The following is a 26,157-nucleotide window of genomic DNA, read 5'->3' as shown; positions in this document are numbered from 1 at the left end:
TGTGTCAGTAGGGTGGGGCGGCAGTGGCCAAGGCGGGTTGCCTGGGCGCCGCCCGGCCCGATATTTTGCCCGCTGAGCCGCTCGCTGGGAGTGGCGCGGGCATGCGATAACAGGTTCTTTACCCTTTGAGGGTTTGCTCCAGCACGTGCAGTTGCTGGTTCAGCTCGGTCAGCTGCAGACGTTCGGCAGAAATCTTGCGGACGGCGTGCAGCACGGTGGTGTGATCGCGCCCGCCAAACAGCTCGCCGATCTCGGGCAGGCTTTTTTGCGTCAGCTCTTTGGCCAAGTACATGGCAATCTGGCGCGGCCGGGCAATGCTGGCCGGGCGTTTCTTGCTGTACATGTCGGCGACCTTGATCTTGTAGTAATCGGCCACCGTTTTCTGGATGTTTTCCACCGAGATTTGCCGGTTCTGGATGGAGAGCAGATCACGCAGCGCTTCGCGGGCCAGCTGGATGGAGATTTCCTTCTGGTTGAAACGCGAATAAGCCAGGATTTTGCGCAACGCACCTTCGAGCTCACGCACGTTGGAGCGCACGTTTTTGGCGACGAAAAACGCTACTTCTTCGGGCATATCGACGTTCTCGGCACGCGCCTTGTTGATCAGGATGGCGACGCGCATCTCTAACTCAGGCGGTTCGATGGCGACTGTCAGACCCGAGTCAAAGCGCGAAACCAGGCGTTCGTGGATGTCGGCCAAGCCCTTGGGGTAGGTATCGCTGGTCATGACGATGTGGCTCTTCTTGGCCAGCAGCGCTTCGAAGGCGTTAAAAAACTCTTCTTGCGTGCGATCTTTGTTGGCAAAAAACTGCACGTCGTCAATTAACAGCAAATCGAGCGAGTGGTAGCGCTCTTTAAATTCGTCAAAAGTTTTGCGCTGGTAAGCCTTAACCACATCCGAAACAAATTGCTCGGCATGGATGTAGAGAACTTTGGCATCGGGCCGGTCTTGCAATAGCTTATTGCCCACCGCGTGCACCAAATGTGTCTTGCCCAAACCGACGCCGCCATAGATGAACAGCGGGTTGTACAGGTGGCCCGGCATACTGGCGACGTGCATGGCGGCAGCACGTGCCATGCGGTTGGCTGTGCCCTCGACCAGCGTGTCAAAAGTGAGCGCAGCATTGAGCCGATTGCGCAGCGTGCCCCGGCTGCCGTCGTCGACGGCCTGCACCGACTCAGCAGGTGGAGGCGTAGCCGCATGGCTGGAGGGGATGTGTGTGCGCGCGGGGCTTGTGCGCTGAGCGAGGGCTAACTCCAACACCAACGATTGGCCGTACAGCGACTCCAGCAGCGCAGCAATGCGGCCCGCATATTGGGCGCGGATCCAGTCCAACGTGAAGCGGTTGGGAACGTACAGAGTGATGCGTGAAAAATCTTCAGTGACCTGTGCCACCAAGGGCTTGATCCAGGTGGTGAACTGTTGTGCGGGCAGGTCCTGGGCCAGTTGTTCAAGGCAGGCCTGCCACAGTGCCTGGCCTGCATCGGCGCCAAGCGGAGTGCTGCGGGAGAGTTCCTCTGTCATGCGGTGTTTTTTCTTGTGGATAAAGGAACGTTCGAGGCCAGAAATTGTAGCTTGTCAAGGGGTTATCCACAAGCTGTTCGCAGTGTTTTGCACTGCTTTTTAGGCAATTGTCTTGCGTAGATCATTGCCTTGATGGCTTGAACCTGCAATAATCTTCGGTTTCCCTGAATGTGTTCAGGGTGATTTGACCCGGGCCGCGCTTTAGCGCGGCAGAACTGAACTCCTCAAGGACCCCAAATGAAACGTACTTACCAACCTTCCAAGACGCGCCGCGCCCGTACCCATGGCTTTCTGGTGCGCATGAAGACCCGTGGCGGCCGTGCCGTCATCAACGCGCGCCGCGCCAAGGGCCGTAAGCGCCTGGCCGTCTAAGGCCACCGGACTTGGGCTCGCTCCCCGGTTTGCACCGGAAAACTCCCGAAGGAGCGCCCTGATGCAGCGGCTAAAAACCCGCGCGCAGTTCCAGGCCACGATGGCCGGTGGAACGGTGGCCCGTACAGCCCATTTTGCGTTGCACCGTTTGGCATTCGATGCCGAAAGTGCAGCGCATTTGTCGTTGTCTGGTGCCAAAAAGTCTGAACTGCCAGTGGCCGATATCGCCTCGCACACTGCCAAGCCTTTGTTCCATGGGCCGGAGGTGTGGCTGGGCGCCATGGCACCCAAGCGCTGGGCGCGCCGCGCGGTGACGCGCAACGCCATCAAGCGGCAAATCTACAGCGTGGCGACGGCGCTGGAGCCACAACTGCTGGTTGCGGCCCATGTGGTGCGTTTGCGTGCCACGTTTGACCGTAAACACTTTGTCAGCGCCAGTTCGGACGCCCTCAAAGAGGCGGTGCGCGCCGAGTTGCTGCAACTTTTTGCCCGCGCAGCCCCGCGCAGTGCACCCCCAGTGGGTGCGCAGTCATGATGCGCCGGTGGTTGATCGGCCTGGTCAAGGGCTACCGCTTGCTGCTCAGCCCCTGGCTGGGCTCGGCGTGCCGTTTTGAGCCCACCTGCTCGGTCTACTCCATTCAGGCGCTGGAGCAGCATGGCGCTGGCGCTGGCACTTGGCTGACACTGGCGCGCTTGGCGCGTTGCCAGCCCTGGTGCTCGGGTGGTCATGATCCGGTGCCGGCCGAAGCACCGCGCGCGTCCCGTCTGTTTTCACGGCTTTTGCATCCAGCCGCTCCCTCCTCCTCACCAAAGAAGTCTCCATGAACGACATCCGCCGCACTATTTTGTGGGTGATATTTGGCTTTGCCATGGTCCTGTTATGGGACAAATGGCAGGTGCACAACGGTAAGCAAGCCACCTTCTTCCCTTCTCCCGCGACGGCGACGGCAACAACAGCACCGCCGGCTGCCACGGCGCAGCCCGTGGGTGCGGCTTCTGTGCCAGCGCCTGTGGCTTCGGCCTCGACCTCTGCTGTGCCCACGCAACAAGGCGAGCGCGCACCCGTGGCGCGCGAGCAGGTGGTGGTGACGACCGACGTGCTGCGCCTGACATTTGACAGCGAAGGCGGCTCGCTGACGCATGCCGAACTGCTCAAATACGCTGACATGGCCGACAAGTCGCAGAACTTTGTACTGTTTGATGAGAGCGCCCAGCGTTTTTATGTGGCGCAGACCGGCCTGATTGGCGGCAACTTCCCCAATCACAAGACGGTGATGACCGTGGTGCCTGGGCCGCGTGCATTCAAGGACGGCGAAGACACCCTCACCGTGCGCTTTGAGTCGCCCGAGATGGACGGCGTCAAGCTGGTCAAGACCTGGACTATTCAGCGCGGCGCCTATGCGGTGGCGGTGCAGCATGAGGTGATCAACACCGGCAGCGCCAGCGCCTCGCCGCAGCTGTACCTGCAATTGGTGCGCGACGGCAACAAGCCACCGGGCGAATCGTCGATTTACTCGACCTTCACCGGGCCGGCGGTCTACACCAGCGACAAGAAATACCAGAAGGTCGAATTCAAGAAAATTGGCGAAGGCAAGGTTGATATCGAGAAGTCTGCGACCGATGGCTATGTGGCCATGGTGCAGCACTACTTTGCCTCGGCCTGGTTGCTCGGCGACGGCGTCGAGCGTGACCTGTTCATGCGCAAGGTCGATGCCAACCTGTATTCGGTCGGCATGATCACGCCCGTCGGCACTTTGGCGCCCGGTGCCAGCAAGACGTTGGACGCACGCCTGTTCGCCGGTCCGCAGATTGAAAAAACCCTGGAGTCGCTGACGCCCGGTTTGGAGCTGGTCAAAGACTACGGCTGGTTGACCATTCTGGCCAAGCCTTTGTACTGGCTGCTCGACAAAATCCACAGCTTCCTGGGCAACTGGGGCTGGGCCATTGTGGGTCTGGTGTTGCTGCTGAAAATCCTGTTCTATTGGCTTAACGCCAAGGCCTACGCCAGCATGGCCAAGATGAAGGCCATCAATCCGAAGATCACTGAGATGCGCGAGCGCCTCAAGGACAAGCCCCAACTCATGCAGCAGGAGATGATGCGTATCTACCGTGAGGAGAAGGTCAACCCGATGGGCGGTTGCTTCCCGATCGTGATCCAGATTCCGGTGTTCATTGCGCTGTACTGGGTGCTGCTGTCGAGCGTGGAAATGCGCAACGCACCCTGGATCGGCTGGATCCATGACCTGTCCTCGCCCGATCCGTTCTTCATCCTGCCGGTGCTGATGACGCTCAGCTCGCTGCTGCAAACGGCCCTGAACCCCGCACCGCCAGACCCGATGCAGGCCAAAATGATGTGGTTCATGCCGCTGATTTTCAGTGTGATGTTCTTCTTCTTCCCGGCCGGTCTGGTGATGTACTGGCTGACCAACAACATCTTGTCGATTGCGCAGCAGTGGGTCATCAACACCCGCATGGGCGTGCCGCCGCAGTTCAATCTGCCTAAGTTTAAGTAAAGCGCTATTGAAATAAGAGCTGCTAGCGCAGTTTTCTAGGGGCATTCAGATAGAAAACTATTTGAATGCCCCTATTTACGTGCGCTAGCAGCTACTGATAAAGGAGCTACCCAGCCATGCTGTCCCGCCATTCCGATCCGATTGCCGCCATTGCCACTGCGCCCGGGCGCGGCGGCGTGGGCATTGTGCGCATCTCTGGCAAGGCGCTGGGGCCGCTGGTGGCGCTGCTGTGTGGTCGCGCACTGAAACCGCGCGAAGCCACTTATTTGCCGTTTCGCGATGCCGACGGCCAGCCGATTGACCAAGGATTGGCCTTGCACTTTCCGGCGCCGCATTCCTATACCGGCGAAGACGTGCTGGAGCTGCAAGCCCACGGCGGGCCGGTGGTGTTGCAGTTGCTGTTGGCACGCTGCTTAGAAGCCGGCGCGCAAGTGCTGCCCGGCCTGCGCGTCGCCGAGCCGGGCGAGTTCACCCAGCGGGCGTTTCTCAACGACAAAATCGACTTGGCCCAGGCCGAGGCGATTGCCGATTTGATCGACGCTTCTACCGCCGCCGCCGCGCGCAGTGCCAGCCGCTCGCTGGCAGGGGAGTTTTCTGGGCAGATTCACCTGTTGCGCGATGCGCTGATTCATTTGCGCATGTTGGTCGAGGCGACACTGGATTTTCCAGAAGAAGAAATCGATTTCTTGCGCAAGGCCGACGCGCACGGGCAGTTAGCCCATTTGCAGCAAACGCTGGCGCAGGTGATGCAGCGGGCGCAACAGGGCGCGCTGCTGCGCGAGGGCATCAAGGTGGTGATTGCTGGCCAGCCCAATGCCGGCAAAAGCTCGCTGCTCAACGCTTTGGCCGGGGCCGAGCTGGCCATCGTCACCCCCATTGCCGGCACCACGCGCGACAAGGTGCAGCAGACGATCCAGATCGAGGGAGTGCCGCTGCATGTGATCGACACTGCCGGCTTGCGCGACAGCCAGGACGAGGTCGAGCGCATCGGCATTGCGCGCGCCTGGGATGAGATCACCGGGGCCGATGCCGTGCTGTTTCTGCATGACTTGAGTCGTTGGGATGCTATTGAATATAGAGCTGCTGACGCAAGCATAGCAAGCGCTATGGCCGAAAAGATCTCAAAAAAAATACCGATCATCGATGTCTGGAATAAAAGCGACTGCGTGCCGGCGGAGCGTACTGTGCAGCCAACTGCAAACGACACCGTGGACCGCAGCGTGCGTTTATCAGCGCGTACCGGCGAAGGACTGGATGCCCTGCGCCGCAATCTGCTGCAAGTGGCTGGCTGGCAGTCAGCGCCCGAAGGTGTGTTCATTGCCCGCGCCCGCCATGTGCAGGCACTGCAGGCGGTGGATGCGCACCTGATGGAGGCGGCCGGGCAGTTGCATGGGGCTGGCCCGGCCCTGGATTTACTGGCCGAAGAATTGCGTCTGGCGCAAAACGCCCTCAACACCATCACCGGCGAATTTTCATCCGATGACCTGTTGGGCGTGATTTTTTCCAGTTTTTGCATCGGCAAATAGGCGGCCTTGGTATCGCTGCTTTGTAAGTAGCAGTAAGGTGTACTTGTGCGGCGCACGCAACCCCGTTAGCTTTGGCCACCTATGAATGCAGTTCCCTCTTTCGCCACCCAGGCAACCCTTGAAGGTCTGATCAGCACCTTGGCCCAGGCCGGTGCCGAAGACCGCATGAGCGATCCGTTCTCGCCCGCGCAATGGAGTGTCTTGTTTCCTTATCTGCAGTTGTGTCCGCTGGCGGCGGGGCAAGTGCTTTTTACCCGGGGTGCCAGTGACCGCACGCTCTATCTGATCGAAAGTGGCAGCCTTAGCGTCCACTATGAAGACGACAAAGGGCGCTTGCGCCTGGCCATCGTCGGCAGTGGTTCGGTGGTCGGTGAAGGGGCGTTTTTTTCGCACCGCCCGCGCAGTGCCTCGGTGCAGGCGGCAGCAGCGAGCAAATTGTGGGGTTTGACGACGTTGCGCTTTACCGAGTTGAGTAATCGCCAGCCGGCGCTGGCCCTCGGACTGGCGATGGCGGCCGGATCGGTGTTGGCCCGGCGGCTGAGCAATCGTCGCCGCCGCGTTGCGGCGACCTGACACTTGCGGTGGGCTGCACGCGTTGGCGCTGTGGTCGAAGGGGGCGGCGGGGGGAGCACACGGTACACTCTTTTCGGATTTACATTGTGTTGTCCGCAGAAAGAAAGCCATGTCATTTTTCAGCTGGTTCATGCGCAAACCCTCCGTTAAGCGGCGGTCGCCCCAGCCTTCAGCTCCATTGAATGCCGGTGCGCCCGTCTCCCAGCCGGGTCGCACCCACAAGCCGTCGCCCGTGTCCCCGGTGCCCGAACAGGCTGCAGCCACCAAAAACGAACGCATGGAGCGGCGGGAACTGCTCTACATCGTCGTACGCGATGCCATGGTGTGCGCGGGAGTGTTGTCGGCTAGTTATAAATTCAAGGTGCTGTCGCTGGATCCGCGCGGCCTGCAGTTTTTGGTGATGATGGATCTGGCGCGCGAATTTGGTGGCGAGACCGTGCGTTTGAGCGAGATCGAGACCTTGATCGCCCAGACAGCCAAAGCGCGTTACAACATTGCTGTCACGGCCGTGTACTGGCGCATCAACGAGTTGGTGGGGGCCGGTGTTGCGCAAAAAGTCACCGCTTTGCCCGCTGCCCATGCGCACCATTCCCCGGCGACCGGCGCGCGCGTGCCAGATGTGGCACGCCCTGCTCCCAGTTCTGTTGCGGTGCGCCCTTCGATGCCTGCGCCCCTGGATCGCCCCAGTGCAGCAGCCGCACCGGTGCGTTTGGTGGCGCCACGTTTTGACCCCATCGAAGCGGATGAAGTGGCTGCATTCAAACAGGCCCTGGCCGCCGCTGCAGCCGCCCGCACGCCGGCGGCTCCTACGCCCGGTGTGCCGCAGCGCTCGGGTCCGCGTCGTCCTGCGCCCAGCAGCGATTTCGCCGATACGGTGATGCCGGAACAGGACAGCCGGGCGCAAAGTCTCAGCAATACCCAGTACGGCGAGTTGTAAAGCGCACGGGCGTCGCATTCCCTTAATGGCCGGCGAAATCCACCAGCGTGAACAGCGGCAAGCCACTGTCTTTCAGACGCTCTGATCCCCCCAGTTCGGGTAGATCGACAATGGCGGCGCCTTCCATGACGGTGGCGCCCAGCCTTTCCAGCAGTTTGCGTCCGGCCATCATGGTGCCGCCGGTGGCAATCAGGTCGTCAATCAGCAACACCCGGTCGCCGGGTTTGACCGCGTCGGCGTGCAGCTCGACGGTGGCGCTGCCGTATTCCAGTTCGTAAGTTTCCGCTACGGTGGTGAAGGGCAGTTTGCCTTTCTTGCGGATCGGCACAAAACCGATATTGAGCTCGTAGGCCACCACCGCGCCCAAAATGAAGCCGCGTGCATCCAGCCCGGCGACCACGTCCGGGCGCAATGCGCTGTCCATGTAGCGGTGCACAAAGGCATCGATCAGCACCCGGAACACTTTGGGGTTCTGCAGCAGCGGCGTGATGTCGCGAAACTGCACGCCCGGAACGGGCCAGTCGGGTACGGTGCGGATGTGCTGGCGAAGGTAGTCGTTGATACGGAGGTTTTGCATGGCGGCGTGCGGAGGAAAGCGCCAGTGTAAACAGGCGCTGACAAGCGGCGGCAGTCTGCGTTCAACCCCGCAATAGCTTGTCTTGCGCTACTGCCAGTGCGGTGGGATAGCCCGACAGTACCAAGGTATCGCCCTCAGCCAGCACCATGTCGTCGCTGGGTGTGGCCATGCGGCCATTGCCATGGCGCAGATTCACCACTTCCACGCCCATGGCGTGCAAGGCCAGCTCACCCAGGGGCTGACCCAGGGTGTGCGCCCCCGGGGGCAGCGTGACGCTGGACAGGCGGGCCTGATCGCGTTCGTTGACGGTATCGTCATCGGCACCATGAAAATACCCGCGCAGCAGTTTGTAGCGCGCTTCACGCTGGTCCTGCAGCAGCCGGATCACGCGGCGCATCGGCACGCCGACCAGTGCCAGCGCATGGCCCGCCAGCATCAATGAGCCCTCGATGGCTTCAGGCACCACTTCGGTGGCGCCAGCAGCCTGCAGGCGGTCGAGGTAGGTGTCGTCCTGGGTGCGCACCACCACCGGCACATGGGGCGCGTGGGAGCTGATATTGGCCAGCACCTTGAGGGAGGCGGGAACATCCCGGTAGGTCAAGGCCACTGCGCTGGCCCGCACCAGACCGGCGGCCACCAGCGCCTGCAGCCGCGTGGCGTCGCCGTAGACGACGGAATCGCCCGCCGCAGCGGCTTGGCGCACACGGTCGGGGTCCAGGTCGAGCGCCATGTACGGAATGCCTTCGGCCTCCAGCATACGGGCCAAATTTTGTCCGCAGCGGCCATAGCCGCAGATGATCACATGCTTGCTGCTGTCAATCGATTTGCGCGCAATGGTGGTCATCTGCAGCGACTGGTGTAGCCAGTCGCTGGCCACCAGCTTCATCACAATCTGGTTGCTATACAGGATCAAAAACGGCGTGGCCAGCATCGACAGCACCATCGCTGCCAAAATCGGATTCATCAGGGCTGGGCGTACCAAGCCGTTGTCCTGGGTCAGCGACAGCAGCACAAAACCAAATTCGCCGGCCTGCGCCAGATACAGGCCGGTGCGCATCGCTACTCCGGTGGTGGCGCCCATCATCCGTGCCAGCAGCAAAATGATGCCGGTCTTGAGCACCAGCGGTACCAGCAGCAGGCTCAGCACCAGTGCCCATTGCTCCAGCAGGATGTGCCAGTCCAGCATCATGCCGATGGTGATGAAAAACAGCCCCAGCAGCACATCGTGAAAGGGCCGGATATCGGTACCCACCTGATGGCGATATTCGGTTTCTGACACCAGCACGCCGGCAATGAAGGCGCCCAGTGCCAAGCTCAGACCTGCCAGATCGGTCAGCCAGGCCAGCCCTAGTGTGATCAGCAGCAGGTTCAGCATGAACAGCTCTTCGCTCTTGCGCCGCGCCACCAAGGTGAGCCACCAGCGCATCACGCCCTGTCCGCCAGTCAGCAGTACCGCCACCAGGATTGCGGCTTTGAACAGCGCCATGCCCAGCGCCGCCAGCAACTGATCGGGCGATGAACCCAATGCGGGAATCAGCACCAGCAGCGGCACCACGGCCAAGTCCTGGAACAGCAAGATGCCCAAAATACGCCGGCCATGATCGGTTTCCAGCTCGGCCCGCTCGGCCATCAGTTTGACCACAATGGCGGTACTGCTCATGGACAGGGTGCCTGACAGCGCCAACGCCGTCTGCCAACTCACATCCCAGACGCCACCAAAAAATGCCGCGAGCAACAAAGTGCCGCCAAAGCCCAAGCCCATGGTCAGGGCTACCTGAAACAAGCCCAGGCCAAACACATTGCGCCGCATGGCGCGCAATTTGGGGAGGCTGAACTCCAGGCCAATGGCAAACATCAGGAAGACCACGCCAAATTCGCCTAGGTGGCGTACGCTTTCGGAGTTTTGTGCCAGTGCCAGCGCGTGGGGTCCGATCATTACGCCCGCAGCCAGATAGCCCAGCATGGGGGGGAGTTTGAGGCTGCGGCAGACAACGACACCCAGCACTGCAGCTAGCAGATAAAGCAGGGTCAGGGCAAGTGAGGACATCCCTGAATGCTAGCGGAGCTCTGGGCCTGCGCCGATAGAATCAGCGCATGACTCCTGCCGCCGGCGTTTTGCCCCCTTTTGACGCCGACCAGGCCCTGCGCTTGGCGCGCGAAACTTTTGCCATTGAAGCCGCTGCGCTGCTCAGACTGGGCCAGTGTCTGGACGCGCGCTTTGCCCAGGCGGTAGAAAAAATACTGCAGATACCGGGTCGTGTGGTGGTCATGGGCATGGGCAAAAGCGGCCATGTCGGGCGCAAGATTGCGGCCACGCTGGCCTCCACCGGTACGCCGGCCATGTTTGTCCACCCGGCTGAGGCCAGCCATGGCGACCTGGGCATGGTCACGGCGCAAGACGTGGTGCTGGCGATATCCAACAGCGGCGAAAGTGCCGAATTGACCGCCATCCTGCCGGTGCTCAAGCGCCTGGGGGCGCCGCTGATCGCCATTACTGGAAACGCGCAATCGACGCTGGCACGCCACGCCGATGTGGCACTGGACTGCAGTGTTGAGCGCGAAGCCTGCCCGCTCAACCTGGCGCCCACCGCCAGCACCACCGCGCAACTGGCGTTGGGCGACGCACTGGCCGTCGCCTTGCTCGATGCACGCGGCTTTCGGGCCGAGGATTTTGCCCGTTCGCACCCTGGTGGTGCGCTCGGGCGCAAGCTGCTCACCCATGTCAGCGACATCATGCGGGCCGGTGATCAAGTGCCGCGCGTACTGGCACAGGCCAGCTTCAGCGAGTTGATGCGCGAAATGAGTGCCAAAGGCCTGGGCGCTGCCGCCGTGGTAGATGCGCAGGAGCGGGTTTTGGGCATCTTCACCGATGGTGATTTGCGTCGCCGCATCGAAGCCGGTGCCGATTTGCGCGGCGTCACCGCCGTCCAGGTCATGCATCCACATCCGCGCACCATTGCCTGTGATGCGTTGGCCGCTGACGCTGCGGCCCTGATGGAAGCGCACGGCATTACCGGGGTGTTGGTGCTCGACGCCGATGCGTACCTGGTCGGCATGGTGCATATCGGCGACCTGATGCGCGCCAAAGTCATCTGAAAATCACCCCATGATCCCAGTTCTGCAATTTGAGCCTGAGTTGTTGTTGCGTGCGCAAGAGGTGCGCGTGGCCTTTTTTGATGTCGATGGCGTGCTGACCGATGGCGGCATCTATTTCAGTGAAAGCGGCGAAACCCTCAAGCGTTTCAACACGTTGGACGGCCATGGCCTCAAATTGCTGCAAAAGGCTGGCATCACGCCGGCGGTGATCACCGGGCGCGACTCGGCTCCGTTGCGCTTGCGCCTGCGTGCGCTGGGGGTGGAGCACGCGGTGTTCGGTACCGAAGACAAGCGCCCCGCTGCCGAACAAATTCTGACCACGCTGGGCTTGCAATGGTCGCAGGCCGCTGCCATGGGCGATGACTGGCCCGACCTGCCCATGATGCGCCGCAGTGCTCTGGCCTGCGCGCCGGCCAACGCCCAGCAGGAGGTGCTGGCCGTGGCGCACTACATCACTGCGGCACGCGGTGGCGAGGGTGCCGTACGCCAGCTGTGTGATCTGCTGCTGGTCGCCAGCGGCCAGTACGCCACGCTGCTGGCGCCGTACTGCACATGACCAGCCTGGCGCGCCGGGGCTGGGAAGGGGTGACCCTGTATCTGCCCGTCATTCTGATGGGACTGTTGGCGCTGGGCACATGGTGGCTGGTGCGCAACGCCCCACAAGCTGCGGCGCCCACGGTGGTGGCTGCGCCCCGCCATGAAGCCGACTATTTCATGACTGATTTTTCAGTCAAAAATTTTGATGCTAGCGGACGCCTGCAAAGTGAAGTGCAGGGCGATCTGGCGCGCCATTTTCCGGACACGGACACGCTTGACATTGACCAGGCGCGGATGCGCTCGCTGGCCCCCAACGGACGCCTGACCCACGCCACCGCCAACCGTGCGCTAACCAATGCCGATGGCTCTGAAGTGCAGCTGTTTGGCAACGCCGTGGTGACGCGCGATGCCATGGTGCCCGCCGGCGGGCGAGCGCTGCCGCGTTTAGAGTTTCGGAGTGAATTCCTGTATATCTGGCCGAAAACCGAGCGGGTCAGCTCCAACCAGCCGGTCGTCATCACACGCGGGCGTGACCAGTTCACTGCCGATACCATGGCTTATGACAACCTGGAACAGGTGCTGCAGTTGCGCGGAAAGGTGCGCGGTATGCTGATGCCCGGGCGTTGACGAAAGCGATGTGCACTTTGCCCCGTAAGGGCACGTTGCTGGTGCGCTCAAAAACAAGAAAATGCCTTCAAGCCTTTGCAATATAAGCGTATATAGCTATTAAATATATAGCAAAAATGGCTGGCTGGAATTTTTTTGGAGAGGCTTCAGGCGTTCAGTAGCGGTTGCCGCCATCGTAGCCACCACCACCACCACCACCACCACCACCACCACCACCACCACCACCACCACCACCACCACCACTGCGACTGCGACTGCCACCGCCGCGTTGGCCATTGCTGTAGGGGCTGCGAAAACCGCCTTCATTGCGACCCCCGCTGTAGCCACCCCCTGGGCTGGCTTCGCTGCCGCGACCGCCGCCATAGCCACCTTCGCCGCGTCCAGCGCCGTAGCCGACACCACCATTAGCACCACCGTAGCCGCCACCAAAGCCGGCTCCACTGCGTGGTGGACGTGCTTCCATGGGCCGCGCTTCATTGACGACAACGTTGCGGCCACCCATGGATTGGCCATTCATGCCCCGGATGGCATTTTGTGCCTCGGTACCACTGCCCATTTCGACAAAACCGAAGCCTTTGGATCGACCGGTATCGTGCTCTACCATCACCTTGACGCTGTTGACTTGGCCAAATTGACCAAATGCCTGTTGCAGATCCAGATCGCGCACCCCATAGGGCAAGTTGCCAACATACAGTTTGTTGCCCATGAAGGGACTCCTCAAAATATTTGATTCAACGATGGAGTTCGACTGGCGCAGTCAGTGCATCTAAAGGACCATCGCCCATACAAGCGATGTTCTCCATGACTGTGGGCCGCAAATCAGTGCGGTCGTGAACGGTGGCAGCATGGTGCTTTTGTCCCTCTTGATTTGCACCGCACACACCTGCGCCGAGTGATGCAGAACACCTTGGCAAAATCACGCTGCTAGTCCGCATGTTTCCTCTGGGCCGGGGAAAAAGCAAGGACTTTCACCTTCTGTGACTGGTGTAGAAAAGCGTGTCGAAAGAGGGGCGTTGATAGCGGGAAAGTGCCCGCGTTATTCAGAGTGGCAGGCAAAAAAAAAGGAACCCGAAGGTTCCTTTTTGTGTGAATGCAGACGTCAAGCCTGCAGGCACGGAGCTGGTTTAGTAGCTGCTACGGCCACCGCCGTAACCACCACCACCGCCGCCACCGCTACGGCCGCCACCGCCGCCGCCGTAACCGCCGCCGCCGCCACCACCACCGTAGCCGCCACCGCCACCACCAGCGCCGCCGCCGTAGCCGCCGGTGCGGGGAGCACGTGGCTCCATCGGACGGGCTTCGTTGACCACGAGGTCACGGCCGCCAAAGTTTTGGCCATGCACGCCTTGGATAGCGGCTTGTGCTTCGGCATCGCTGCCCATTTCGACAAAGCCGAAACCCTTAGAGCGGCCGGTATCGCGCTCCATCATGACCTTGGCGCTGGAAACCGAGCCGTACTGGCTGAAAGTTTGCTCGAGGTCGCTGTCGCGGAAGGTGTAGGGCAGGTTGCCCACGTAAAGTTTGTTGCCCATGAAGGACTCCTGAAAAAACATGAAAACGCGATGGGAGTGTCCGACGCAATCAACAAACCTGTGACGACTTCAAAGACGCGAAACTGACCAATCACCGCTAACTGAACTGCTTCTCTACAAAAGTAGAAAAGCGTGGTCATTATGAGTCAATTTAGTAGCCGTTTTACATTTATTTTGCAACTACCTGCAGGAAAGTGAATCCGTAAGTCAGCTCTGGAAGGCCGGGCTGCAGCTGGTATTCGGGGAAACCCTGCTCCGGTATGATGGCGCCGTCTTTGGGGAGTAGCCGACCCGTGCGCCAGCGCAGGGGGCAGCCTGTCAACACACTTGGAGCCCCATGCTCCATGGCAACTGCAGTCTTTGGACTGGCGAGACCATTGACCGCACACCGTCCACTGGCCGGCGTCGGGGTGCGGTCAATGCGTTCATACCTCTGTCCGGCCGGATAGAAAAAAGCCCCATGGAAGCCTTCCTCGTCTCTACGTTTATTGTTGCCCTCGCCGAAATGGGCGACAAGACCCAGCTGCTGGCCTTGGTTCTGGCTGCGCGTTTTCGCAAGCCCTGGCCAATTGTTCTGGGCATTTTTGTTGCTACGGTGCTGAACCATGCGCTGGCCGGGGCCGCTGGCGCCTGGGTGACAACTTGGCTCGGACCCCAGGTGTTGCGCTGGGTGCTGGGGGTGTCGTTCCTTGCCATGGCGCTGTGGATGCTGATCCCTGACAAGCTGGACGATGAAGAGGCGGGACAGGCGCCGCGCTGGGGCGTGTTTGGCACCACGGTGGTGGCGTTTTTTCTGGCCGAGATGGGCGACAAGACGCAAATCACCACCGTCATGCTGGCGGCGCAATACAGCGCTTGGGCGTGGGTGGTCGTGGGCACCACGCTGGGCATGATGCTGGCCAATGCGCCGGTGGTCTGGCTGGGCGAGCGCATCACGCGGCGCGTGCCGTTGCGCACGGTGCACGCGGTATCGGCGCTGATTTTTCTGGTGCTGGGCGTATTGGCGCTGACCGTTTCGGTCTGAACGTGTGGGTTTGCGCACTTTTGCTATAGTCACCGACGCGCCGATTTGCCACAGCTTGCGGGCGCTTTATAAATCCTGCTAAAGACCGCCTGACAGAATCGCCCGGCCCCGTTTTTAGCGTTGCCGGGTTTTTTTATGTCTTTCATTGCCACCCCCCAATTCCTGCATTTCCCTGAGCCGCTGGCGCTGCAAAGCGGCGCGTCCATCCGCGACTACACGCTGGCCTTTGAAACCTACGGCACGCTGAATGCCGACCGCTCCAACGCTGTGCTGGTGTGCCATGCGCTCAACGCCTCGCACCATGTGGCCGGCGTGTATGCGGGCCAGGATAAAAGCGAAGGCTGGTGGGACAACATGATTGGCCCGGGCAAGCCACTCGACACCCATCGTTTCTTCGTCATTGGCGTGAACAATCTGGGCTCGTGTTTTGGTTCCACCGGGCCGATGCACCAGCACCCGGACACTGGCCAGGTCTATGGCGCTGACTTTCCTGTCGTTACGGTGGAAGACTGGGTCAATGCGCAGGCGCTGCTGCTCGACGCGCTGGGCATCACCCAACTCGCCGCCGTGTTGGGGGGCAGCTTGGGCGGCATGCAGGCGCTGTCGTGGACGCTGCAGTACCCGGATCGCGTGCGCCACGCCGTTGTCGTCGCCAGTGCGCCCAACCTGACGGCTGAGAACATCGCCTTCAACGAAGTCGCCCGCCGCGCCATCGTCACCGACCCGGACTTTCATGCTGGCCACTTCTACCAGCACGGCGTGGTGCCCAAGCGCGGTCTGCGCATTGCCCGCATGATTGGCCACATCACGTATTTGAGCGATGACGTGATGAACGAGAAATTTGGCCGCAGCCTCAAACCGCGGACGCCGCTCCAAGGTGCCGGCGCAGATGTGGCAGCGGCTGCGCCAGAACTGCGCGACTATCTCTACAGCACGCAGGAAACCGAATTCCAGATCGAGAGCTATCTGCGCTACCAGGGCGACAAGTTCAGTGAATACTTTGACGCCAACACCTATCTGCTGATCACGCGCGCGCTGGACTACTTTGACCCGGCGCGCCGCTATGGCGGCAACCTGACGCAGGCACTGGCCCGGGCCACGGCCAAATTCATGCTGGTCAGCTTCAGTACCGACTGGCGCTTCAGCCCGAAACGCAGCCGCGAGATCGTCAAGGCGCTGCTGGACAATAAGCGTGATGTCAGCTACGCCGAGATCGACGCCCCGCACGGACACGATGCCTTTTTGCTTGATGATGCCCGCTACATCAGCGTCATAAGCTCATATTTCAATAGCATTGCCCAGGAGCTGGCATGACCGAAAAAACCACCATGCAAGCGATTGCTGCGCTGGTGCCCGAAGGCGCGCGCGTGCTCGACCTGGGCTGTGGCGATGGTGCCTTGCTGGACTACCTGCAGCGCGAACGGGCCTGCAGCGGCTACGGCGTGGAAATTTCCGACGCCAATGTGCTGGCCTGCGTGCGCCGTGGCGTCAACGTGGTGCAGCTCAATCTGGACGAAGGGCTGGCGCTATTTGAGGACGACTCGTTTGACGTGGTGCTGCAGATCGACACGCTGCCGCACCTGCGCAACGCCGAAGTGATGCTGCGCGAGACGGCCCGGGTTGGCCGCACCGGCATCGTCGCTTTTCCCAACTTTGCCCATTGGCCCAACCGCCTGTCGGTGCTGCGCGGCCGGATGCCGGTGACACGGCGCCTGCCGTACCAGTGGTACGACACGCCGAATATCCGCGTCGGCACCTACAAAGACTTTGAAGTGTTGGCGCACAAAAACCAGCTGCGTATTCTGGATTCTTTTGGTTTGCAGGATGGCCGCGCCGTGCGTTTTCTGCCCAATGCACGCGCTGGTACGGCGGTGTTCCATTTCGAGCGCGGCGGCGCCTGACAAAGCCGCTCCACGGTCCCTCTAAAATCGCCGGCATGACCTTTCTTGACATGCTGCACACCGCCAGCACGCGCAACAGCTCCCTGCTGTGCGTCGGGCTGGACCCCGAGCCGACGCGATTTCCTGCCCAGATGCAGGGCAATCCGCGCAAAATTTACGACTTCTGCGCCGCCATCGTCGATGCTACCGCCGACCTGGTGTGCGCTTTCAAGCCGCAAATTGCCTACTTTGCCGCGCACGGCGCCGAAGACCAACTGGAGCGCCTGATGCAACACCTGCGCGCCAACGCGCCCGAGGTGCCGGTGATTCTGGACGCCAAGCGCGGCGACATCGGCTCGACGGCCGAGCAGTACGCCAAAGAAGCCTTCGAGCGCTACGGCGCCGATGCCGTCACGCTGTCGCCGTTCATGGGGTTTGACTCGGTCGAGCCGTATCTGCAGTACCCCGGCAAGGGCGCTTTTTTGCTGTGCCGCACCTCCAACCCCGGCGGTGACGATCTGCAGAACCAGCGCCTGGCCAGCGTGGACGGCCAGCCGCTGCTGTACGAACACATCGCCCGCTTGGCGCAAGGGCCGTGGAATAAAAATGGCCAGCTCGGGCTGGTGGTCGGTGCGACGTATCCGGCGGAGATTGAGCGCGTGCGCGCCTTGGCGCCTACCGTGCCGCTGCTCATTCCGGGGGTCGGCGCGCAGGGGGGGGATGCCGCCGCCACCGTGAAAGCCGGCTGGCGCCCGGACGGCCCGATCATCGTCAACTCCTCGCGCGCCATTTTGTACGCCAGCAACGGCACCGATTTCGCTGCCGCCGCACGCCGCGAAGCGCTCAAAACACGTGACATGCTGCAAGCAGCACGGCCGCTCTGAGTGCGTTGATTCATTTAAAAAGATAGCTACATCCGCTGTACCGTCTTGCATCTCCGATGGTTTTAATTGTGAAAACCAATCAATGCAAGCGGTTCAAGCTATTGTTTTTGATCTCGGTGCGGCTTGTCGGTACCGATCACTGTGCGGCCCGGGCAGCGGTGATGAGATTTTTTACCCGCTGGGCCAGCGCCACGTCGCCGGGAGTTTCCGGCCACCAGGTATCTACCGGGGTCGGGCGCGCGTTGGCATCGACCGCCACATACACCGCCACGCAGTGCGTCACCAGGCGCTGCTGCTGGCTGCTCAGGTCGTTGGCGTGTACTTCAATCGCCAGCGCCATGCTGGTGGTACCGGTGTAGGCCAGGCGCGCTTGCACCTCGACCAACTGGCCGGCGTGTACCGCATGGGCAAAGGTGGCGCTGCTGACAAAGGCCGTCACACACGGGCCATGCGCCCAGGCGCAAGCGCAGGCAAAACCGGCCTCGTCCATCCAGCGCAACAAGGTGCCGCCGTTGATCTTGCCGTGCAAGAGCGAGTCGGCTTGGTGGGCAAGAAAGCGCAAAGTGATGGAGGACATGGCAGGGCAGACAAAGGTTGGCAAGGGGTGCTGGTGCATTATTACGAGCACCTGCACAGGGGTCATGGCGGATATCAGGCTTGACGCTCATCAAGATTAACGGGAGACCGGCCCCTTACAGTGGCATGATTTATACCCTGCTACTCGGAGCGCCTGCCGTGCAGTACGGGCTCAGCCACCGGCTGGCGCTTTCGCACCTTGCGTGTCCCTCTTTGTCATTCCTGCCCCATGTCCCCTCTTCATCGCCTCAGCCTGCTGCAAAAATTCCTCATCCTGGGCGTTATCGGATTGTTAATGAGCCTGTTGCCGACTTGGCTGTACGTCAACAGTGCACTGGGGGATGTCGCCAAGGCGCGCCAGCAAGCGCAGGGCGCGGCGCCGCTGCTGGCGTTGAACAAAGTGGTGCAGCTGATGCAGGTGCACCGCGGCATTTCGGTCGGCATGTTGCGCGGCGACGCTGCTCTCACGGCCGCGCGCCCGCCGGTGCGTGATGCGCTGGGCCGGGCGATCCAAGAAGTCGATGCCCAGTTGGCGGCTGTTCCGGCCACCCCCTCTGCCCAGTTGGCCACCTGGTCGCAGGCCCGCCAGACTTGGGCCGCGCTGGAGCAATCGGTGGCGGCACGCCAACTGCAGCCACCGCAAAGCATTGCGCAGCACACGCAACTGATCGCCAGCATCATGCAGTTGAACGGCGCCCTGCTCAGCGCCTATGGCCTGCAAACCGACCCCTACGACGACACCCACGCCCTCATCATGGCGTCGTTGGTACACGCGCCCATGTTGGGAGAAAAACTCGGCGTCATGCGCGCCCAGGGTGTGGGATTTTTGAGTGCGGGCGAACTGCCGCCCTTGGGCAAAGGGGTGATGCAGTCGCTGCAGCAGCGCGTGGCCGAGTTGCAGGGCGAGGCGTTTCGCAGTTTCGATTACGCGCAAAAGAACAATGCGGCGTTTCGCGGTGCGCTGGCCAGTCCGCAGCAAGCGCTGCAGGGCCAGATCGCCGAGACGCTGCAACTGGCCGAGCGCGAGATCATGTCGGCGACCGAGTTCAAGCTGCCGCCGAAAGAATATTTCGACGCCTTCACGCGCACCATTGATGCGTTGTATGCGTTCAACGGCCAGGCCATGACCAGCCTCGACCAGGCCTTGCAAGGCCGCGTCAGCCAGTTGCAAAGCGAGTTGCTGTGGGTGGCGCTGGCGCTGCTGGCCACGCTGTTGCTGACCTCGGTAACAGCGATGATTTTTGTCCGTTCCATCACCCAACCGCTGGCGCAAGCGGTAGAGCTGTCGCACACGGTGGCGCGGGGCGACCTGACCGGCGCGCCGCTGAAGCATGGCACCAACGAAGTCGGCCAGTTGCTGGCCGGGTTGCAAGATATGCGCGAGCACCTGACCCAAGTGGTGCGCAACGTGCGCAGCGGCGCCGAGGGCGTGGCCGCGGCCAGCGTGCAGATTGCCCAGGGCAACACTGACCTGTCAGCGCGCACCGAGAGCCAGGCCAGTTCGCTGGAGCAAACCGCGGCCTCGATGGAGCAGCTCAGCGCCGCCGTCAAGCAAAACGCCGACAGCGCCATCCAGGCCAACCAGCTGTCCGAGAACGCCAGTGCCGTGGCGGTGCAGGGCGGCCAAGTGGTGGCGCAGGTGGTGGACACCATGCGCGACATCAACGCCTCGTCCAGCAAGATCGCCGACATCATTAGCGTCATCGACTCCATCGCGTTCCAAACCAATATTTTGGCGCTCAACGCTGCGGTCGAAGCCGCGCGCGCCGGCGAACAAGGGCGCGGCTTTGCCGTGGTGGCTTCGGAAGTGCGCTCGCTGGCCGGCCGTTCGGCCGCCGCCGCGCGCGAAATCAAGCAGCTGATTGACGCCAGTGTCGAGCGCGTCGAGCAAGGCAGTGCGCTGGTGGACCGCGCCGGCACCACCATGACCGACGTGGTCAGCGCCATCCGCCGCGTCACTGACCTCATGGGTGAGATCAGTTCCGCCAGCCGCGAGCAGTCGCAGGGCGTCGGCCAGGTTGGTGAAGCTGTCACGCACTTGGACCAGGTGACGCAGCAGAACGCCTCTCTGGTCGAAGAAATGGCCGCCGCCGCCGGCAGCCTGCAAGGCCGGGCCCAAGACCTGGTGGACGTGGTGGCAGTGTTCAAGCTGGACGGTGGCGGGCTAAGCGCCTGGCGTATGCAGGCATAACAGCCCATAACGTATCGCGCTCATGAGCTGAGTTCGACGCCATGCCCAGCCTGAGCCAGCAACGCACCCACAAATACCTGCACGCCCGCCAGCAGCACCCGGCGTGGCTGCTGCTGGCCTCGCGCCGGGCACCGTTGATGCTCACCTCGATGTCACGCCCAATAAGGAGATGCGCCTGCTGCGCAACCACACCCGCTCTGCCGTGCTGGTACACCGGCGTGGCCGCCAAGCCAGTCTGGCCAACCTGAGTTGGGAAGACATCAGCGATAAATTGGAGCAGATAGCATCAAAAAAGCCGCTAGCCCTTTAAGCGTTGGATGTTGGGTTGTACCCAACCCAACATGAACCCGACCCCGCATAAGCCTCAGATAGATGCGATCCCCCGAACAACTCGCCGAGCCACTGGCGCGAGGCGTACCTGTTGCCCAACCCCGGCGCATGGCCGTTGCTGCTGGACATCGGCGCGCCCAGCAGCCAAAGTTTTCGTGATGCTGGCCCGGCGCTGCGCCAGCACCTGCAAGCGTGGAAAGCCGTCACCGCTGACGGCCCGGGCCGCGTGCAGTGGGCACCGCGCAGCTACCGGCGCGGCGCATCTTGCTGGTCGAAAACGAACGCAGCCTGCACCAGTTGCAGCAGTTGTGTCTGTCCCAGCCGCTGCCGGACACCATGGCCGTTTTAGGCAGTGGCCTGAACCTGTCGTGGCTGGCCGCGCCGTGGTTGCAGCAGTGCGACGTCGCTTATTGGGGTGATGTGGATACGTGGGGCTTGGCGACGCTGGCTACCGCCCGCCGCCACCTGCCGCAGTTGCACGCGCTGCTGATGGATCGGGCCACCTTCGACGCCCACGCCGATTGCGCCGTGGCCGAGCCGGTGCGGGCCAACGAATCATCGCCAGACGGTCTGCAGCCGCCAGAAATCGCGCTGATGCAGCACCTGCGCACGCTGGACAAAGGCCGCTTGGAGCAAAAGTTTTTGCCGGTGGAGGCGGTGGCTACTGCATTCGCCACATGGGCAGGGTAAAAATTAATTTGATAGCTGGTAGCGCACGTATTTAAACGGTTTCAGATATAAATCTGCCTGAATCCATTTAGATGCGTGCGCTAGCAGCTATGGTTTTATTTGCTGGGGATGTTGGGTTGGGTACAACCCAACCTACGAAATCGCGCTCTCTTTTGCCAAATACTGTCTCAAATACCGTCCGGTGTAACTCGCCGGGTTTGCTGCCACTTGCTCCGGTGTGCCGGTGGCCACTACCATGCCGCCGCCCGCGCCGCCTTCGGGGCCCATGTCAATCAGCCAGTCGGCAGTTTTGATGACGTCGAGGTTGTGCTCAATCACCACGATGGTGTTGCCGGCGTCGCGCAGCTGGTGCAACACTTTGAGCAGCAAATCAATGTCGGCAAAGTGCAGGCCGGTGGTCGGCTCGTCCAATATGTAGAGCGTGCGGCCGGTGTCGCGTTTGCTCAGTTCTTGCGCCAGTTTCACGCGCTGCGCTTCACCGCCGGACAGCGTGGTGGCGCTCTGGCCTAAGCGGATATAGCTCAGGCCGACGTCGAGCAGCGTTTGCAATTTTCGGGCAATCGTCGGCACGTCTTGGAAGAAGGCCGCTGCGTCTTCCACCGTCAGATCGAGGATTTGTGCGATGTTCTTGCCCTTCCACAGCACTTCCAGCGTTTCGCGGTTGTAGCGCTGGCCGTGGCAGATGTCGCAGGGCACGTAGACGTCGGGCAGAAAGTGCATTTCCACTTTCACCACGCCGTCGCCCTGGCAGGCTTCGCAGCGCCCTCCGGCGACGTTGAAGCTGAAGCGCCCGGGGCCGTAGCCGCGCTCTTTGGCGGTGTTGACTTCGACCATCAACTCGCGGATCGGCGTGAACAGGCCGGTGTAGGTGGCCGGGTTGCTGCGCGGCGTGCGGCCAATCGGGCTTTGGTCAACATTGATGACTTTGTCGAAATACTCGATGCCGACGATCTCTTCGTGCTCGGCCGGCTCGTCGTGCGCGCGGTACAGCTGGCGCGCCACGGCGGCGTACAGCGTGTCATTCACCAGCGTGCTTTTGCCGGAACCCGACACGCCGGTGACGCAGGTGAACAGCCCCACCGGAAAATCGACGCTGACATCTTGCAGGTTGTGCCCAGTCGCGCCGACGACGCGCAGCGCTTGCAAATCGCCTTGGCGGGCATGGTGTTCGGCTAAGCGTTCGGCGCGCTTTTGGCTGGCTTCGGTGACGGGAAAGCGCGATTTGCCAACGGCTTTGACGGGCGCTCGTGCGGCCAATACCGGCAGCCACGGCGTGCGCCGCTGGGGGACGGCAATGCGGCGCGCACCGGACAAATACTGGCCGGTCGGTGATGCTGGGTTGTCGCGCACTTCATCGTAGGTGCCTTGCGCCATCACCCGCCCGCCGTGCACGCCCGCGCCCGGCCCCATGTCGATCAGGTGGTCGGCGGCGCGCATCATGTCCTCGTCGTGCTCGACCACCAAGACGCTGTTGCCGATGTCGCGCAGGTGTTGCAGCGTGGCAATCAAGCGGTCGTTGTCGCGCTGGTGCAGGCCGATGCTGGGTTCGTCCAGCACGTACATCACCCCGGTCAGGCCCGAGCCGATTTGCGAGGCCAAGCGGATGCGCTGGGCTTCGCCGCCGGACAGCGTTTCGGCGCTGCGGTCCAAGCTCAAATAATTCAGGCCGACGTCGTTCAAAAACTGCAAGCGCGTGGCGATTTCGCGCACCACTTTGTCGGCAATCTCGGCTTTGGCACCGTGCAGTTGCAGGCTGGCAAACCAAGCGTGCGCCTCGCTCAGCGTGGCGTGGCTGATGTCAAAAATCGCTTTGGCTTGCGCGCCTTCGCCGACAAATACATGGCGTGCTTCGCGGCGCAGGCGCGCGCCGTGGCAATCGGGGCAAGGCTGGGTGCTGCGCAGGCGCGCTAAATCGTCGCGCACCACGGTCGAATCGGTCTCGCGGTAGCGCCGCGCCATGTTCGGCAAGATGCCTTCAAACGGGTGCTGTTTGACCACCGCTTTGCCGCCGTCGGCCAAGTAGCTAAAGGCAATGGCTTCGTCGCCTGAACCGCGCAGCACGGCGTTTTTGACCGGCTCTGGCAGCCCCTCAAACGGCGCGTCGATGTCAAAACCATAGTGCTGCGCCAAGCTTTGCAGCAGCGTGAAGTAATAGGCGTTGCGCCGGTCCCAGCCTTTGATGGCGCCCGCAGCCAGACTGAGTGACGGAAAGGCCACCACCCGCGCCGCATCGAAGACATCGCTCTGGCCCAGGCCGTCGCAGGTCGGGCAGGCGCCCAGCGGCGAGTTGAACGAGAACAGGCGCGGCTCCAGCGCCGGCAGGGCGTAGTTGCACCGCGGACAGGCAAATTGGCTGCTGAACAGGTGCTCGGTGCCGCTGTCCATCTCGACGGCCAGCACGCGCCCGCCGGCATCGTGGCCGCCCACCAGCAGGGCGGCTTCAAAGCTCTCGGCTAGGCGCTGCTGTACGTCGGTGCGGACTTTGATGCGGTCCACCACCACATCGATGTTGTGCTTTTCGGTTTTCTTCAGCGACGGCAGGTCTTCGTGCGCATACACCGCACCATCGACCCGAAAGCGCACATAGCCGCGCGCCTGCATCTGCGTAAACAGTTCCGTGAACTCGCCTTTTTTCTCGCGTGCCACGGGGGCCAGAACCATCAGGCGCGTGTCCTCGGGCAGGGCCAGCACGGTGTCCACCATCTGGCTGACGGTTTGCGACTGCAGCGGCAGATGGTGGTCTGGGCAATACGGCGTGCCGGCGCGGGCATACAGCAAGCGCAGGTAGTCGTGGATCTCGGTCACCGTGCCGACGGTCGAGCGCGGGTTGTGGCTGGTGGCCTTTTGCTCGATGGCAATCGCCGGTGACAGGCCTTCGATCCAATCGACATCGGGCTTGTCCAGTCGCCCCAAGAACTGCCGCGCATAAGTGGACAGGCTCTCCACATAGCGCCGCTGGCCTTCGGCGTACAGCGTGTCAAACGCCAGACTCGACTTGCCCGAGCCCGACAGCCCGGTGATGACGACGAGCTGGTTGCGCGGAATGTCGAGGTCGATGTTCTTCAGGTTGTGCGTGCGTGCGCCACGGATGCTGATGCGCTGCTCGCGCAGGGCCTGCGCCAGTGGGCGGCCTTCGGCGGGGCGGGGGTCAAGAGGGGGGTGGGTGTCGGGCATCGGCGCAGCGCGGAAAAAGTCGAACTGACCATGATAGGCCAGCGCTTCGCGGCACCGACATCCCGCGCAATTACCACGCGTGCTGGAGGCTGTACATAGTGCAAATTAATAGTTCACAAAAACTTGCAATTCCACTAATATATTTACGTGTATGCCCTTTTTGGGCCGCGCAAACCCAGTCAGCAAGCGCTGGTTGTTACGGCCCATCGAATAGCAATCCACTCCACCATCCATGTCTGCTTCTTGTCCCGTATTCACCGATCTTGCGCTGCGGCCCCTGCGACCAGGTGATGAGGAGGCATTGCTGGCTATCTTCGCTTCCACGCGCGAGCCAGAGCGCCAGCAATTGGGCTGGAGCGGGCCCGAGTGGGATGCCTTCGTTTGCCAGCAATTCGCTGCGCAGCACGCCCAATACATACGCGGCTATGCCAACCCCACATTCAGCCTCGTGCTGCGCGGCGGTGAAGTCGCTGGGCGTCTGTATGTGGATCGCATTCCGGCGGAAATTCGCATCATCGACATCGCGTTGCTGCCCGCGCACCAGCGCCAGGGGCTGGGTGGGCACCTGCTGCGTGCGCTGGCCGAAGAGTCCGACGCTTGCGGCATCCCCATGGGCCTGCACGTTGAAAAGAACAACCCCATCCTCGGTGCCTACGAGCGCCTGGGCCTACAGGTGCGCGAAGACCGGGGCGTGTACCTGTATATGCAGCGCCCGTCCCAGCCGCCGCGCCTGCCTGGGTCGGATGCCTTCGCCGCCTGCGCGGGCAGCACTTTCGAACTGCACGATCCCGTCCAACTCGGTTGCACCGCACCGCTGGCCACGCTGCGGCTGGAGCGTGCCACGGCCCGGCAGGGCCGGGTTGCGTTTAGCCTGTCGCTCAACTTCACGGGGCCCGACATTGGCTGCCCCGCACATGCCACCTACCTCTTGGCCCACCCTGTGCTGGGCCGGTTCCCGTTGTTCCTCGGCACCGTCATGGGCGGCGCGGCTGGGGCCATCCACTACCAGGCCACTCTCACCCGCCTGGTACCACCCCCTGAGGAGACCACCCCCCATGAGTGACGCATATGTCGGAGAAATCCGCATGTTCGCGGGCGACTACGCCCCGGAGAACTGGGCGCCGTGCGATGGCCGCACGCTGCAAATCAGCGAGTACGAGGTGCTCTACAGCCTGCTGGGCACCACCTACGGCGGTGACGGGAGCACCAACTTCAAGCTGCCCGACCTGCGCGGGCGCCTGGCCATCGGCATGGGCCAAGGCCAGAACCCGGCGCTGACCAACCGCCCGTTGGCCCAACAGACCGGGGTGGAAGCTGTCACCCTGACCGAAACGAACCTTCCTGCCCACAGCCACGCCTTTGCGGTTGGCAGTGCGGCCACCAGCCACAGTCCCTTCGGGGGCATGGTGCCTGGCACCGTCAGCGGCTTCAAGCTTTACGCCGGCACCGCTACCTCGGGTTCCTCGCTCGATTCCAATGTCGTGGAGCCCGCACCGGGCTACTCGCAGGCGCATAACAACGTGATGCCCTCCATGCCCATCAGCTTCATCATCTGCCTGTGGGGCATGTACCCCAACTTTTCGTAAACAGGAG

The 26,157-nt window shown here is 62.0% G+C and carries 27 protein-coding genes; 20 read left to right on the top strand and 7 right to left on the bottom strand.

Annotated elements, in window-relative coordinates:
• Window positions 1-118 precede the first annotated feature (118 nt).
• Complete coding sequence (gene dnaA / locus Q390_RS0102155; protein WP_051602993.1) at window positions 119-1,525, bottom strand: chromosomal replication initiator protein DnaA; 1,407 nt, start codon at window positions 1,523-1,525, stop codon at window positions 119-121.
• A gap of 237 nt (window positions 1,526-1,762) precedes the next feature.
• Between dnaA and rpmH the strand changes: the two genes are divergently transcribed.
• The 7 genes from rpmH (at window position 1,763) to Q390_RS0102120 (ending at window position 7,446) form a co-directional block, all read left to right on the top strand.
• Complete coding sequence (gene rpmH / locus Q390_RS0102150) at window positions 1,763-1,897, top strand: 50S ribosomal protein L34 (RefSeq protein WP_005798102.1); 135 nt, start codon at window positions 1,763-1,765, stop codon at window positions 1,895-1,897.
• Window positions 1,898-1,958: 61 nt separating this feature from the next.
• Window positions 1,959-2,432 (top strand): ribonuclease P protein component, encoded by a 474-nt coding sequence (locus Q390_RS0102145; RefSeq protein WP_027994599.1) that lies wholly within the window; start codon window positions 1,959-1,961, stop codon window positions 2,430-2,432.
• On the top strand, window positions 2,429-2,722 hold the full coding sequence (gene yidD, locus Q390_RS0102140; protein WP_027994598.1) for a membrane protein insertion efficiency factor YidD: 294 nt from the start codon (window positions 2,429-2,431) through the stop codon (window positions 2,720-2,722). Before Q390_RS0102145 ends, yidD begins: the two co-directional genes overlap by 4 nt.
• The gene (yidC, locus tag Q390_RS0102135; RefSeq protein WP_027994597.1) at window positions 2,719-4,410 is read left to right on the top strand and encodes a membrane protein insertase YidC; all 1,692 of its coding nucleotides are present in this window, start codon (window positions 2,719-2,721) and stop codon (window positions 4,408-4,410) included. The genes yidD and yidC overlap by 4 nt, the downstream gene beginning before the upstream one ends.
• Window positions 4,411-4,526: 116 nt before the next feature.
• A complete protein-coding gene (mnmE, locus tag Q390_RS0102130) occupies window positions 4,527-5,936 on the top strand; it encodes a tRNA uridine-5-carboxymethylaminomethyl(34) synthesis GTPase MnmE (RefSeq protein WP_027994596.1) in 1,410 nt (469 codons plus the stop codon).
• Window positions 5,937-6,017: 81 nt separating this feature from the next.
• On the top strand, window positions 6,018-6,509 hold the full coding sequence (locus Q390_RS0102125) for a Crp/Fnr family transcriptional regulator (protein ID WP_027994595.1): 492 nt from the start codon (window positions 6,018-6,020) through the stop codon (window positions 6,507-6,509).
• A gap of 109 nt (window positions 6,510-6,618) precedes the next feature.
• Window positions 6,619-7,446: a hypothetical protein gene (locus Q390_RS0102120; protein ID WP_027994594.1), complete on the top strand. Its 828-nt coding sequence runs from the start codon at window positions 6,619-6,621 to the stop codon at window positions 7,444-7,446.
• Between the two features lie 22 nt (window positions 7,447-7,468).
• Here Q390_RS0102120 and Q390_RS0102115 read toward each other — a convergent pair whose 3' ends face one another.
• Together Q390_RS0102115 and Q390_RS0102110 are read right to left on the bottom strand one after the other, a co-directional pair.
• Window positions 7,469-8,023 (bottom strand): adenine phosphoribosyltransferase, encoded by a 555-nt coding sequence (locus tag Q390_RS0102115; RefSeq protein ID WP_027994593.1) that lies wholly within the window; start codon window positions 8,021-8,023, stop codon window positions 7,469-7,471.
• 61 nt (window positions 8,024-8,084) lie between these two features.
• On the bottom strand, window positions 8,085-10,070 hold the full coding sequence (locus Q390_RS0102110) for a monovalent cation:proton antiporter family protein (RefSeq protein ID WP_027994592.1): 1,986 nt from the start codon (window positions 10,068-10,070) through the stop codon (window positions 8,085-8,087).
• A gap of 47 nt (window positions 10,071-10,117) precedes the next feature.
• On the opposite strand from Q390_RS0102110, the gene Q390_RS0102105 reads away from it, so the two are divergent.
• Genes Q390_RS0102105 through lptC form a run of 3 tightly spaced genes read left to right on the top strand, consistent with a single transcriptional unit; the run spans window position 10,118 to window position 12,283 of the window.
• Window positions 10,118-11,119 (top strand): KpsF/GutQ family sugar-phosphate isomerase, encoded by a 1,002-nt coding sequence (locus Q390_RS0102105; protein WP_027994591.1) that lies wholly within the window; start codon window positions 10,118-10,120, stop codon window positions 11,117-11,119.
• Window positions 11,120-11,129: 10 nt separating this feature from the next.
• Window positions 11,130-11,675 (top strand): KdsC family phosphatase, encoded by a 546-nt coding sequence (locus tag Q390_RS0102100; RefSeq protein WP_027994590.1) that lies wholly within the window; start codon window positions 11,130-11,132, stop codon window positions 11,673-11,675.
• Complete coding sequence (lptC, locus tag Q390_RS0102095; protein WP_027994589.1) at window positions 11,672-12,283, top strand: LPS export ABC transporter periplasmic protein LptC; 612 nt, start codon at window positions 11,672-11,674, stop codon at window positions 12,281-12,283. The genes Q390_RS0102100 and lptC overlap by 4 nt, the downstream gene beginning before the upstream one ends.
• A gap of 154 nt (window positions 12,284-12,437) precedes the next feature.
• On the opposite strand, the gene Q390_RS0102090 is transcribed toward lptC, so the two are convergent.
• Window positions 12,438-12,989, bottom strand: coding sequence for an RNA recognition motif domain-containing protein (locus tag Q390_RS0102090; protein ID WP_027994588.1), 552 nt, complete (start codon window positions 12,987-12,989; stop codon window positions 12,438-12,440).
• A 418-nt stretch (window positions 12,990-13,407) separates the two neighbouring features.
• Window positions 13,408-13,815, bottom strand: a complete 408-nt coding sequence (locus tag Q390_RS0102085) for an RNA recognition motif domain-containing protein (RefSeq protein WP_027994587.1) — start codon at window positions 13,813-13,815, stop codon at window positions 13,408-13,410.
• Window positions 13,816-14,275: 460 nt separating this feature from the next.
• Between Q390_RS0102085 and Q390_RS0102080 the strand changes: the two genes are divergently transcribed.
• The 4 genes from Q390_RS0102080 (at window position 14,276) to pyrF (ending at window position 17,603) form a co-directional block, all read left to right on the top strand.
• A complete protein-coding gene (locus Q390_RS0102080) occupies window positions 14,276-14,839 on the top strand; it encodes a TMEM165/GDT1 family protein (RefSeq protein ID WP_027994586.1) in 564 nt (187 codons plus the stop codon).
• Window positions 14,840-14,974: 135 nt separating this feature from the next.
• A complete protein-coding gene (gene metX / locus Q390_RS0102075; protein ID WP_027994585.1) occupies window positions 14,975-16,153 on the top strand; it encodes a homoserine O-succinyltransferase MetX in 1,179 nt (392 codons plus the stop codon).
• On the top strand, window positions 16,150-16,740 hold the full coding sequence (gene metW / locus Q390_RS0102070; protein ID WP_027994584.1) for a methionine biosynthesis protein MetW: 591 nt from the start codon (window positions 16,150-16,152) through the stop codon (window positions 16,738-16,740). Before metX ends, metW begins: the two co-directional genes overlap by 4 nt.
• 35 nt (window positions 16,741-16,775) lie before the next feature.
• On the top strand, window positions 16,776-17,603 hold the full coding sequence (gene pyrF, locus Q390_RS0102065; RefSeq protein WP_027994583.1) for an orotidine-5'-phosphate decarboxylase: 828 nt from the start codon (window positions 16,776-16,778) through the stop codon (window positions 17,601-17,603).
• A gap of 136 nt (window positions 17,604-17,739) precedes the next feature.
• Here the strand turns inward: pyrF and Q390_RS0102060 are convergent, their stop codons facing one another.
• Window positions 17,740-18,180 carry an acyl-CoA thioesterase gene (locus Q390_RS0102060; protein WP_027994582.1) on the bottom strand — a complete coding sequence of 147 codons (441 nt, stop codon included), beginning with the start codon at window positions 18,178-18,180 and terminating at the stop codon, window positions 17,740-17,742.
• A 228-nt stretch (window positions 18,181-18,408) separates the two neighbouring features.
• Here Q390_RS0102060 and Q390_RS0102055 point away from each other — a divergent pair, with 228 nt between their 5' ends.
• From Q390_RS0102055 to Q390_RS0102045, 4 genes are all read left to right on the top strand, one after another.
• Window positions 18,409-20,370, top strand: a complete 1,962-nt coding sequence (locus Q390_RS0102055; RefSeq protein WP_027994581.1) for a methyl-accepting chemotaxis protein — start codon at window positions 18,409-18,411, stop codon at window positions 20,368-20,370.
• Between the two features lie 103 nt (window positions 20,371-20,473).
• Window positions 20,474-20,680 carry a hypothetical protein gene (locus tag Q390_RS19815; RefSeq protein ID WP_156949806.1) on the top strand — a complete coding sequence of 69 codons (207 nt, stop codon included), beginning with the start codon at window positions 20,474-20,476 and terminating at the stop codon, window positions 20,678-20,680.
• 111 nt (window positions 20,681-20,791) lie between these two features.
• Complete coding sequence (locus Q390_RS20680; protein ID WP_084153733.1) at window positions 20,792-21,049, top strand: DUF3322 domain-containing protein; 258 nt, start codon at window positions 20,792-20,794, stop codon at window positions 21,047-21,049.
• Window positions 20,932-21,390 carry a DUF2220 domain-containing protein gene (locus Q390_RS0102045; protein ID WP_027994580.1) on the top strand — a complete coding sequence of 153 codons (459 nt, stop codon included), beginning with the start codon at window positions 20,932-20,934 and terminating at the stop codon, window positions 21,388-21,390. The genes Q390_RS20680 and Q390_RS0102045 overlap by 118 nt, the downstream gene beginning before the upstream one ends.
• A 132-nt stretch (window positions 21,391-21,522) precedes the next feature.
• Here the strand turns inward: Q390_RS0102045 and uvrA are convergent, their stop codons facing one another.
• Complete coding sequence (gene uvrA / locus Q390_RS0102040) at window positions 21,523-24,564, bottom strand: excinuclease ABC subunit UvrA (protein ID WP_027994579.1); 3,042 nt, start codon at window positions 24,562-24,564, stop codon at window positions 21,523-21,525.
• A 232-nt stretch (window positions 24,565-24,796) separates the two neighbouring features.
• On the opposite strand from uvrA, the gene Q390_RS0102035 reads away from it, so the two are divergent.
• Window positions 24,797-25,627 (top strand): GNAT family N-acetyltransferase, encoded by an 831-nt coding sequence (locus tag Q390_RS0102035; RefSeq protein WP_027994578.1) that lies wholly within the window; start codon window positions 24,797-24,799, stop codon window positions 25,625-25,627.
• Window positions 25,620-26,150: a phage tail protein gene (locus Q390_RS0102030; protein ID WP_027994577.1), complete on the top strand. Its 531-nt coding sequence runs from the start codon at window positions 25,620-25,622 to the stop codon at window positions 26,148-26,150. The genes Q390_RS0102035 and Q390_RS0102030 overlap by 8 nt, the downstream gene beginning before the upstream one ends.
• Window positions 26,151-26,157 lie beyond the last annotated feature (7 nt).

It is taken from the genome of Simplicispira psychrophila DSM 11588 (assembly GCF_000688255.1).
Lineage (GTDB): Bacteria > Pseudomonadota > Gammaproteobacteria > Burkholderiales > Burkholderiaceae_C > Simplicispira > Simplicispira psychrophila.
The sequence above is the reverse complement of the archived record's forward strand: the minus strand, read 5'-3'. Positions and strand labels throughout refer to the sequence as shown.